This is a genomic window from Mobilitalea sibirica, from assembly GCF_015999265.1.
GTDB lineage: Bacteria > Bacillota > Clostridia > Lachnospirales > Lachnospiraceae > Mobilitalea > Mobilitalea sibirica.
The window spans coordinates 1-8,650 of record NZ_JAEAGR010000028.1 but is presented as its reverse complement, the minus strand read 5'-3'; the positions used below and the strand labels follow the sequence as shown (position 1 = coordinate 8,650).

General features: G+C 34.2%; 9 protein-coding genes. 1 reads left to right on the top strand and 8 read right to left on the bottom strand.

Features of this window, described 5'->3' with window-relative positions; genetic code table 11:
- Positions 1–200 precede the first annotated feature (200 nt).
- The 3 genes from I5677_RS16870 to I5677_RS16860 form a co-directional block, all read right to left on the bottom strand.
- Entirely contained in the window at positions 201–1,316 is a 1,116-nt protein-coding gene (locus I5677_RS16870; RefSeq protein WP_197662822.1) for an ABC transporter ATP-binding protein, read from the bottom strand.
- Positions 1,317–1,507: 191 nt separating this feature from the next.
- The gene (locus I5677_RS16865; protein WP_197662821.1) at positions 1,508–2,392 is read right to left on the bottom strand and encodes a YitT family protein; all 885 of its coding nucleotides are present in this window, start codon (positions 2,390–2,392) and stop codon (positions 1,508–1,510) included.
- Positions 2,393–2,596: 204 nt separating this feature from the next.
- Positions 2,597–3,445, bottom strand: coding sequence for a hypothetical protein (locus tag I5677_RS16860; RefSeq protein ID WP_197662820.1), 849 nt, complete (start codon positions 3,443–3,445; stop codon positions 2,597–2,599).
- A gap of 355 nt (positions 3,446–3,800) precedes the next feature.
- Here I5677_RS16860 and ymfI point away from each other — a divergent pair, with 355 nt between their 5' ends.
- Entirely contained in the window at positions 3,801–4,532 is a 732-nt protein-coding gene (ymfI, locus tag I5677_RS16855) for an elongation factor P 5-aminopentanone reductase (RefSeq protein WP_197662819.1), read from the top strand.
- Between the two features lie 210 nt (positions 4,533–4,742).
- Here the strand turns inward: ymfI and I5677_RS16850 are convergent, their stop codons facing one another.
- The 5 genes from I5677_RS16850 to I5677_RS16830 all read right to left on the bottom strand — a co-directional run bounded on the left by I5677_RS16850 (position 4,743) and on the right by I5677_RS16830 (position 8,456).
- Positions 4,743–5,219 carry a hypothetical protein gene (locus I5677_RS16850; RefSeq protein WP_197662818.1) on the bottom strand — a complete coding sequence of 159 codons (477 nt, stop codon included), beginning with the start codon at positions 5,217–5,219 and terminating at the stop codon, positions 4,743–4,745.
- The gene (locus tag I5677_RS16845) at positions 5,207–5,596 is read right to left on the bottom strand and encodes a YtrH family sporulation protein (protein ID WP_330617954.1); all 390 of its coding nucleotides are present in this window, start codon (positions 5,594–5,596) and stop codon (positions 5,207–5,209) included. Before I5677_RS16845 ends, I5677_RS16850 begins: the two co-directional genes overlap by 13 nt.
- Before the next feature lie 234 nt (positions 5,597–5,830).
- Positions 5,831–6,052, bottom strand: coding sequence for a helix-turn-helix domain-containing protein (locus tag I5677_RS16840; RefSeq protein WP_197662817.1), 222 nt, complete (start codon positions 6,050–6,052; stop codon positions 5,831–5,833).
- Positions 6,053–6,062: 10 nt separating this feature from the next.
- Positions 6,063–6,539 carry a DUF2975 domain-containing protein gene (locus I5677_RS16835; RefSeq protein WP_197662816.1) on the bottom strand — a complete coding sequence of 159 codons (477 nt, stop codon included), beginning with the start codon at positions 6,537–6,539 and terminating at the stop codon, positions 6,063–6,065.
- A gap of 582 nt (positions 6,540–7,121) precedes the next feature.
- A complete protein-coding gene (locus tag I5677_RS16830) occupies positions 7,122–8,456 on the bottom strand; it encodes a methyl-accepting chemotaxis protein (protein ID WP_197662815.1) in 1,335 nt (444 codons plus the stop codon).
- Positions 8,457–8,650 lie beyond the last annotated feature (194 nt).

Sequence of the window (8,650 nt, the reverse complement as noted above, 5' to 3'; positions counted from 1 at the left end):
ATAGTGGTAGGCTTATTAAGTGCACCCTAAAACACCTTATAGAACCTATAAACATAAAAATAGCTCTAAAACCAGTGTTGGGGCATGATTCAAATGAATCACACCCCAACACTTGACAATGAGCCTTATAAGAATTAACTATTTTCGAAATAACATAAAAAAGCAGGGAACAAATTTGTTCCCTGCAATAATTATTATAATTAGTTTGTAACAACCTGCTCTGTTTCTTTATCGAAAACATGCATCTTTGACATATCAAAGGCAATCTTTAATGTGTCATCCGGTCTTGCAGTAGTACGAGGGTTAACACGGGCTGTGATATCTAATGTTTCATCAACGGTGAAGTATAAGAATACTTCCGCACCTAACAACTCGTATACTTTAACAGTTGCTTCGATTACACTGTCAGGAGAATTACTGATGAACATCTCTTCATCATGAATATCCTCAGGACGAATACCAAGGATTACAGTCTTCTCATCATAACCACCATCAATTACTTTCTTAGCTTTTGCTTCAGGAAGTTTCAGTGTGTTGTTACCGAAGGTTACGAATACATCAGCACCCTTCTTCATAACAGTTGCCTCGATGAAGTTCATCTGAGGAGATCCCATGAAACCAGCTACGAACAAGTTCTGAGGTCTGTCATATAAATTCTGAGGTGTATCTACCTGTTGAATAAAGCCATCCTTCATAACAACGATTCTGGTACCGAGTGTCATAGCCTCTGTCTGATCGTGTGTTACATAAATGAAAGTTGTCTGTAATTTCTGGTGTAACTTAGAAATCTCGATACGCATCTGTACTCTCAACTTAGCATCAAGGTTGGATAAAGGCTCATCCATAAGGAATACCTTAGGACTACGAACAATCGCACGACCCATCGCAACACGCTGTCTCTGACCACCGGACAGAGCCTTAGGCTTACGATCTAATAAATGTTCAATATCAAGGATCTTAGCTGCTTCATGAACAACCTTGTCAATCTGATCCTTAGGAACTTTTCTTAACTTCAAACCAAATGCCATATTATCATAAACTGACATATGCGGATACAAAGCGTAGTTCTGGAATACCATCGCGATATCTCTATCTTTAGGTTCTACATCATTTACTAATTTGTCACCAATCCACAATTCACCTTGGGTAATTTCTTCAAGACCCGCAATCATACGAAGTGTTGTTGACTTACCACAACCGGATGGTCCTACGAAAATGATAAACTCTCTATCAGCTATTTCAAGATTAAAATCTTTTACCGCTACAACTCCGTTGGGATATTGTTTGGTAATGTTTTTTAAAGATAAACTTGCCATTTGCTATCCTCCTAAATTCTCTACTTATTCATGTATTTCTTGTACTAATGCTATATTCGTTATGATACACCATTTCAAAAGTATAAACCATATCCCATTTTAACAAAATAGGTTTTAGGGTTTTGTATAATTTGTATATTAAGAGTAAAAATAAGTATTTTTACCGATAATCCTATGAAAAAATGTTTTATTTACTGTCTATATTCAATAAAACCCTCTCCCAAAGCTTCCCTTACATCACTAACAATCACAAAACAATTTGGGTCTATTTTTTTAGAAATTTCAATAATTTTCACAATTTCCTTTTTTGATACAACGCAAAATAACATCTTTCTGTCCTTATTGGAATACATTCCGGTCGCACTGATACCGGTCACTCCCCTGTCCAAAGATCTCATAATAGCATCGGCAATACTCGTATGTTCATCCGATATAATGTAGGCCATTTTTGCAAATTTAAGACCTTCTAATATGCCATCAGATACCTTAGCGGTTATGAACACCGCTATAATCGCGTAAAGTGCATTACCAAGTCCAAATACTAAGGCACCTATAAAAATAATAACCCCGTCTATTACAATCAAAATCTGAGGTACGGATACATGCTTCTTATAGTCGTGAACCAAGGTTGCCAAAAGGTCTGTTCCGCCAGTTGAAGAAAAAGCAGAAAACACCATACCAATACCGGCACCCCCTATGGTACCGCCGATAATGGATGCCAATAAAGCATCTTCAAACCGATAATCTACAATCGGAATTATCATAAGTGCCAATATATAAGTAATTGTTCCAAAAAACACGGATATGATAAATTTCTTGCCTTTTAATTTCACTGTAAAAAAGAACAACGGAACATTACATAGTACTGTAAAAAGCCATATAGGAAGTCCACCCTCAATTATAGGCTCCGTTATTTTTTTAATCACGATTGCAAGACCTGAGACTCCTCCTGTTACTAAGCCCATGGGTTCGTATACCAAATTAACAGATAAAGCCATTAGTATAGCACCAATGATTATCGTTAAAAATCTTCTAAGAAATAAAATATTTTTATTTGTAATCTTCTTTCGGGACATGTTCGCTCCTTATAAAAACCCTGTATTAGGTAGTCCTTAGTTCATTTGTATAGTACGCATTTCATCTTTTGTTTATACACTAAAACCTTATCGTACCAGTGCTCTAATTTTTATGCTTGATCATATATCTGTCTAATTTTTTATTTATCAATGGTAAGCAAATACTTTTGATTACATTAGCACATAAAGCATTTTATCTTAATCTTACCTCATATAGTTCTCCAGCTGTTCATTAACCTTTTCTTCCTTTATGATATAAGCACTATTTTTATCTTCACCGATTAAGATTTCAAAGTATATATTATTTTGTTTTAAATTTATATAACTTTCGAAATAATTCATCTTTTGATTCAAGGATAAATTCGAGTCAACAGCTGAATAGATTCCTTCGATATAATTACTTAAATCTTCTGCCGTCTTAATGGTTTCTAATAATGTAAGATACTCATCCGAAAATACTTCTTTGGTAATGCTCCTATCCACTGTTTGACCCTCTTCCATATTATCTTCCTCCAAAGTAATATTCTTTGATACAAATATAGTTTCATAAATATCCTTTGGAATTACCGTATAATAACTTGTGTTTATACCGAAAAGATCATCAATTATAAGCGCTCCATATTCATAAAGGGTTTCCTCGGGAAAATACTTCGTAATATTAGAAAGCTTTATAACCTGCGGAATTGCCGGATAAACCGGTACTAGCTTCTGATATAACGTATCTGACATAGTAAACTGGGTTCTTATAGGAACTGTTATGTAGTAAAGCTTCTTAGCTTCACAATGGAAGATCTCCAACAGTATTTTACTAATCTCACCGTTCTCTTCATTCACACTAAAAATGATATTCTTAGAGATATCCTCAACCCTTGCCTCCTTAATTACTACATCTTCCTGCAGGTTGATATAATCTTCTGCATGATTATCATAGGGCTCCTTCATATATCTCATAACAGCCGTATAACTGATCGCCCCTATTCCAATCAAAAGAAAAACAATAAAAAAGGATTTTATAAAAACCCTAAGAAATATCTTTCCGACTGTCTTTTTCAAGCATTTCACCTCTCATCTTTCGCTTTATTTTATCACACAAAAATACCTTAATCAATATCCTTTGACAAGATGAGAAGATGGTCCTCTTTACAATGAATGGACGGCATTTCATGAATGATTAAACACAAGCATATTTAGCGGTTATTAATAAAACATTTCTTAAAGCAATGTTATAACACTCTAAGGTGATATTGCAAAACGCTGCTTAAGTAATATTGTATATTTTCGAAGGCGGGCATATATGATATAATTAATAAGTGATTTTCTTATACCAGTTTAAATTTTATAACTGTGTAAAGAAATTTATTTTATTTATCTAATTTCTGATTAATCATGTACAGGGAAGGTGTTTTCCATGAAAAGAAAGACCGTATTAATTACCGGCTCCTCCAGGGGAATTGGCAAAGCAATCGCTGTGAAATTCGCTAAGAAGGGTTATAATGTAGTGATAAACTGCACGAACCGAGAGGATTTGTTATTAAAGACAAAAGCAGAGCTTGAAACCTATCAGATCTCCTGCCATGCTTTTGTAGGAGATATTGGACAATATGAGGTGGCAAAAGAACTTTTTACACAGATTAAAAAACTATATGGTCACCTGGATGTGCTTGTTAACAATGCAGGAATATCCTATATCGGCCTTTTAACCGATATGTCACCATCTGATTGGAGTAAAGTTATGACCACGAATCTAACTTCGGTCTATAATTGCTGTTCTCTTGCCATTCCTGATATGGTTAAAAATAAATATGGCAAAATCATAAACATTTCTTCCGTTTGGGGTAACGTCGGTGCATCCTGTGAAGTGGCATACTCCGCTTCGAAAGGTGGTATGAATGCCTTCACCAAGGCCTTAGCGAAGGAACTGGCTCCCAGTAACATTCAGGTAAATGCAGTTGCCTGTGGTGCAATTGATACGGAGATGAATCAGTTTCTGGAAGACGAAGAACTACTTCAGTTAACGAATGAAATACCATCAAGCCGCCTTGGTCGGGCAGAAGAGGTAGCTGATCTGGTATATCATCTGGCGTATAAAAATGAATACCTTACAGGCCAGATCATAGGGCTGGACGGTGGCTGGATCTGACAAATCCTTTGATCTATCAACGTTTAACTCCGTCTTAATAGTTTAAGGTATCTGCGATTTCCTGTGCATAGAAATGACCTTTATTATACAGCGCCCTAGATTTATGAAAAAACTCTAATTCAGCATAATATTATGTGAGTTACTGGCATGGGCCATCTTTTGTCTTGCATAATGCTCTGAAAGGGCAGCTGCCATAATTCAACCTTACTATCAGTTGCCCTCATTAAGTGGATGTACCATAATCCATATCTTTAATACTTCGGTTAAAACTAATTTATTAACATGGAGTTGGTACTCTCTGTCTTCAATCATAAATATCCGATTATCAACAACTTCAATCACAATATCAGCATCTATATTTTTCACTTCTTTTCCTAACAGGGTGTTGTATTTATCATTAATGTTTTTTTCGATGATGATTTTGTCCATCTCGTCCCCATCAAATTCTAAGAGCACCTCAATATCTTTTAAAATCAGCTCTTTGGTATTAATGGTAGCTTCTAATTTCTCTAACCGCGCATTCTTATCTTCTATTGTTGTTTCCAGATATGCAATGTTCTTATGATAGAGGTCTACCCGATAGCTTACAATCATACTAATCGCCGTTGAACCCATGATAATCCCAGCCATCATTCCGGTTACAAAGCAGAACTTAAGTTTCGCTGTGAAAGATTTTATTTGTTCCATAACTGCCCACACCTTTCAAGCAGTTTAATAAAACTATACCCTAAGTTGGCTCCTACCAAAGCGGTTAGTACATAGATACCTTGTTTCGCAATCGATTTAAACTCACCGGAGAATAACCCTTTCTCAATTACTGCATAAGAAGAAAAAGTATCACCCAGCGCAATTGCCATAGCCCATATTTTAATGGAACCAGCTATATCAATCATAGATTTCATCGGAGGCTTGTTGGTTAAGATAGCTCCGATTCCAGAGAATAAACTGGCTCCTAAAATAACTCCAAAAGATACACAAAAATTATGAACAATACTTGTATAAAGAACTGACACTCTCATCACCAAACGAACCATTCTTTTTATAAGGTATGTTAACATATCCATAATTTATTCTGATATTTAAATCCTGCGTGTATGCTATAGGAAAACTGTATATCTGGTTTTGGTGTTTATTGAAATGATATCTATCGATTACCGCTTTTCGTATAGATAAAAGAATATTTAAAATAAAAAGAGGCGGTTGCTAAAGGAATCCTACGGGGTATCATTTAACAACTGCCTCTTTTATAAATGTCCTAAATGTTATTTTACTGAACGTAATTATTAATGATATACGAGTTATCTTAATGTGTCTTCGTCGCCCTTATATTCCAAGATATCTCCGGGCTGACAATCCAGTGCCTTGCAAATCTGTTCCAAGGTTGCTAATCTAATCGCTTTGGCCTTTCCGTTTTTTAATATAGATAGATTCGCCATTGTTATCCCAACTCTTTCAGATAGTTCTGTGACACTCATTTTTCTTTTCGCCAACATCACATCAATATTGATTATAATAGCCATATTATTCCCCTCATATTGTTAAATCATTTTCTGATTTTAAGTTTATAGCTTCCCTTAAAAGCTTTTGAAGTACAGCCGCAAAGACAGCAATCACCATGGATGCAAAGACGGGGACCATTCCCATTATGATGAGGCCGGGCGCATCATCCTTTTGGGCTAATAGATAAAGGAAGGGCATCATTAGAACATATAAAGCACTAAATACGATTGCACAGCATTTGATATGTTTTAAACTCACTACAGATCGATCAGAGAAAGCGGTATTATTATCAATATAGTTTAAGAGTTTAAAAGCTTTATATAACGCAATATAGAATGGTATTGTTGAAGCATACATACCGGCTATTATAGGATACAGTATCGATGCATAATCAGGGTTGATCGGATTGTTAATCAATCGGGAAATCCCAATTACACACAAAGCAAGAACCGGAATTCCTATAAGAATAAGAGCTAACTTTAAAAAGAGTGTTGATCCATGTTTCATAAAAGCACCTCGCTTATATAGTTTTATTAATATTAACATAATATTTATTGTTTTACAATATATATTTAATGTATTTCGTTATGTATTTAATTATAACACTTAATAGCAAAGTGAAGAACACTAAAGAGTATTTTTGATTATAACTCTACTAAATGGATTTCAATTCTATTTCAAGAGAAAAATCCCATATCCTCGTATAATATACAAATAGCTTTGGGACAAGTATCTTTTAATGTAAAAAGACACTTTCCAGCGAATCACTTCACTGAAAAATGTCCTATAACGACAATATACTATTAAACGTTATCGTTGTTCTACTAATACAAACAAATCACTTATCACCATAATGATATCTGCAATTAATCATTTTCTATTTGAGTTTCTAATTCCATTAACCTAACATAATAACTATTATCCATAACATATATATTTTTCATCATATTGTTATAGGTCTCTTAAGATAGCATAACAACATTTTATTGTTCTTCCTTGTAATTATTATTGTCTCATAATCAGGGTGATTTGGATTCAGGAATTATGACTAACTTATCTAAGAGTATACTCGTCGTTTTAATAATATGATTATACATCGAATTCTTTAACCTTTGAACTCAGTTCTTCTGTTGATAAAGATAACTTCTCTCCCATATCAGTAATTTTTTCAATCGCACTTGTTTGTTCGCCTATTGACGCAGCTACTTCTTGGGTTGATGCCGTATTTTCTTGAGCAATTGCCGTAAAACTATTAAGTATTTGTATAATATCATCCTTCATACACGCCATACTGTCGCTTGATATATTTAGATTACCAACTATATCCTCTGTCTTTTTTATTGCAGTGGATATAGTTTCATATTTACCCTTACTAATTTTCACAGCACTTGATTGTACATCTGATATGCTTGTTACTCGTTCCATCGCATTTACTGCATTTTTTGAAGCATATTGAATTTCATTTACAATTTCATCAATCCTTTGTGTAGAAGCAGCAGATTGTTCGGCTAACTTTTTCACATTCTCCGCCACTACTGCAAACCCTCGTCCTGCTTCACCAGCCCGGGCTGCTTCCATGGAAGCATTTAATGCCAATAAATTTGTTGTTTTTGATATTGAGGTTATGATATTGCTTGCTTCGCCTATTTTACTAGCGCTGTCATTCATTTGATCTATATTTAATGAGATATCTCTAATTGATAAAATACTTTCATTATTGGTTTTAGCTAGCTTCTCTATTTCATCGAGACCTTCTGACACTAAATGATTAATTTCTAAAGATATTTCATTTAATGAGGTCATATTATGCTTGTTCTTCTCTATCACATCAGACAACTGTTCTGCTTTTTTTGATCCATCCTCTATTATATTCGCTTGCATTTCCGCTCTTTTTGAAATTTCCTCGGAAGCTACTCCAATCTGATATGTACTTAATTTTATATCTTTTAAATTGTCTTCCAACTTTGATGTTGTAGTATCTGTATTATGTGCACTTTTTTGAACTTCTCCTATCAGTTCATTTAAGTGGTTTATTGTTAAGTTGGTTGCTTTAGCTAATTTTGAAAATTCATCCTTGCCATTGACAGATACATTTTCTGATAGATTACCTTCACCGATTTCACGTAGCACTTTAATATGTTTCTTGAGTGGCTTGATAATTAATCTATACATAAAAAATACTATAATTAGGTTTATTACCAACATATTAATAAAAGTATTTATATAAGCTCCTATATTGCCGGATACCAAACCTGTTCTTTGCACATAGTTGTTAATTGTTTGTGCAACAGGTGCGCTGAACATAAAAGTAACTGTAATGACAATTATCATTTTAAAAGTAATACTGTGAAGAAAATTAAAGGTTAGTAAATCGTTCATACTCCTTGTCAATATATTGTTTTTTTGTTGTGCTTTATTATCCATTGCAGTCTCCTTTTCCGTCAGAAATGTTATTTATCTATTTATACACTTTGTGATTCGACTGATAAATAAGGTTCTATAATAAATATTGGGGTGGTACTTCACCCCGATATTTATTTGTAATAAAATACACTTATAAATCGCCTACCACTACTTTCGTACTGCCTCGCTAACACTATGAAAGAAGGTGATTTATA